This window comes from Kitasatospora sp. NPDC056273 (assembly GCF_042268845.1).
GTDB lineage: Bacteria > Actinomycetota > Actinomycetes > Streptomycetales > Streptomycetaceae > Kitasatospora.
The window spans coordinates 1-2,237 of record NZ_JBHJSJ010000127.1 but is presented as its reverse complement, the minus strand read 5'-3'; the positions used below and the strand labels follow the sequence as shown (position 1 = coordinate 2,237).

Here is a 2,237-nt window from a genome sequence, read left to right as displayed (position 1 = left end):
CTGTCGGAGGTGTCGGTCGAGGGCGGCGTGGTGAAGGGCCGTCGGGACGGTGACGCGGCGACGGAGCTGGTGGAGGCGGCGCTGCCGGCGGTGGTCTCGGTGACGGACCAGTCGGGTGAGGCCCGGTACCCGTCGTTCAAGGGGATCATGGCGGCGAAGAAGAAGCCGGTGCAGTCGTGGGACCTGGACGACCTGGGCATCGAGGCGGACGAGGTCGGTCTGGCGGGTTCGTGGACGGCGGTGGAGTCGGTGGCGGCGCGTCCGGCGCGGACCGCGGGCACGGTCGTCAAGGACGAGGGCGAGGGCGGCAAGTCGCTCGCGGGCTTCCTCGCCGACCAGAAGTTCATCTGAGCCGCCCCCACCCCTCGACCCAGCGAATACACGGAGACATTGAGCAATGGCTGAGATTCTCGTCCTGGTGGACCACGCCGACGGCGCGGTGCGCAAGCCGGCCCTGGAGCTGCTGACCCTGGCCCGCCGTATCGGTGAGCCGTCCGCCGTCGTCCTGGGCGCCGGTGCGGCCGCGGCCGGCATCGCGGCGAAGGCCGGCGAGTACGGCGCGGCGAAGGTGTACGTCGCCGACGGCGCGGAGTTCGCCGACCAGCTGGTCGTCCCGAAGGTGGACGCGCTGGCGCAGATCGCCAAGGCGAACGACGTGGCCGCGGTGCTGGTGACGTCCTCCGGCGAGGGCAAGGAGGTGGCCGCGCGCGTCGCGCTGCGGATCGGCTCCGGCATCATCACCGACGCCGTCGACCTGCGGGCCGGCGACGAGGGCCCGATCGCCACCCAGTCGGTGTTCGCGGCCTCGTACACCGTCGACTCCCGGGTGAGCAACGGCGCGCCGGTCATCACCGTCAAGCCGAACGCCGTCGCCCCGGAGGCCGCCCCGGCGGCCGGCGCGGTCGAGGACGTCGCCGTGGCGTTCACCGGCAACGCCGCCAAGGTCGTCTCGCGCACCCTGCGGGTGTCCTCCGGCCGTCCCGAGCTGACCGAGGCCGCGATCGTGGTCTCCGGTGGCCGTGGCGTCGGTGCCGCCGAGGGCTTCGGCGTGGTCGAGGAGCTCGCGGACGCGCTGGGCGCGGCCGTCGGCGCCTCGCGTGCCGCGGTGGACGCCGGCTGGTACCCGCACAGCAGCCAGGTCGGCCAGACCGGCAAGCAGGTCTCCCCGCAGCTGTACGTGGCCAACGGCATCTCGGGCGCCATCCAGCACCGGGCCGGCATGCAGACCTCGAAGACCATCGTGGCCGTCAACAAGGACCCCGAGGCCCCGATCTTCGAGCTCGCCGACTACGGCGTGGTCGGCGACCTCTTCGAGGTGCTGCCGCAGCTCACCGCCGAGGTGAAGGCCCGCAAGGGCTGAGCCCGGTCCGCCTGACAGTGAGGGCGTGGCACCGAGTACCACTCGGTGCCACGCCCTCCGTCGTCTCCCGGCGGCGCTTCGGCGCGCCGCCCGTCCCGGTCACGTCTCCGTCCGGGCCGTGATCTTCTCCGCGTCGCCGGTCACTCCGCGACGAAGGCCGCGAGGTGCTGGGTGAAGCCGCCCTGGGTGGGCGGCAGCGGGCGCGGCTCGGTGTCCTGCACCGGCGGCGGCTCCTCGACCGACAGCAGCCGCAGCTCCGGCTGGTCGGAGTCGGGGGAGGAGAGCAGCCGCACCCGGGTGCCGACCGGGACGGTGCTGCGCATCCCGTCCACGATGCACCAGACGTCGAAGCCCTCCGCCATGCGGATCAGCGACTTCTGACGGACCAGCGGCGTCCGGGCCTGTTCGACCGCGCAGCGCCGCACCACGCCGGTGCCCTCGCTGGGCTCCAGCCGCAGCTCGGTGGAGCCGCAGGTGGGGCAGAGCAGCCGTTGGAAGGTGGGGTTGTTGCACCACGCGCAGCGCTGGAAGTACAGCGTCGTGCTGCGGGTGTCGGCATCGATGGCTGAGTGGACCACGCTGTCATCTCCCTGCGCTCGGACCGGCTTCGTGCGGTGGAACCGTGGCGGAACCGCGGCGGGTGTACGCCAGAAGTTCGGCACGAAAAGGATAGGGAACTCAGTGCCGTCAAGGGAAGGCACTGAGTTCCCTTTTTGCCGCGCGCATGCATAATGAAGGGTACTGAGTACCGTCGTGAAACAGGAGTGGCGATCATGAGCCAGGACTTCGATCTCTTCCGGATCTCCGAGGAGCACGGGATGCTCCGTGAGGCGGTGCGTTCGCTGGCCGAGGCGAAGATCGCTCCGTTCGCGGCGGA

The 2,237-nt window shown here is 71.6% G+C and carries 3 protein-coding genes; 2 read left to right on the top strand and 1 reads right to left on the bottom strand.

What is annotated here, in order from left to right:
• A partial coding sequence (locus ACFCY1_RS41480) for an electron transfer flavoprotein subunit beta/FixA family protein (RefSeq protein WP_375877818.1) occupies nt 1-351 on the top strand: 351 nt, incomplete at its 5' end.
• 46 nt (nt 352-397) lie between these two features.
• Nucleotides 398-1,360 (top strand): electron transfer flavoprotein subunit alpha/FixB family protein, encoded by a 963-nt coding sequence (locus ACFCY1_RS41475; protein WP_375877817.1) that lies wholly within the window; start codon nt 398-400, stop codon nt 1,358-1,360.
• A 140-nt stretch (nt 1,361-1,500) separates the two neighbouring features.
• Here ACFCY1_RS41475 and ACFCY1_RS41470 read toward each other — a convergent pair whose 3' ends face one another.
• Nucleotides 1,501-1,938, bottom strand: coding sequence for a hypothetical protein (locus tag ACFCY1_RS41470; protein ID WP_375877816.1), 438 nt, complete (start codon nt 1,936-1,938; stop codon nt 1,501-1,503).
• Between the last annotated feature and the right edge of the window lie 299 nt (nt 1,939-2,237).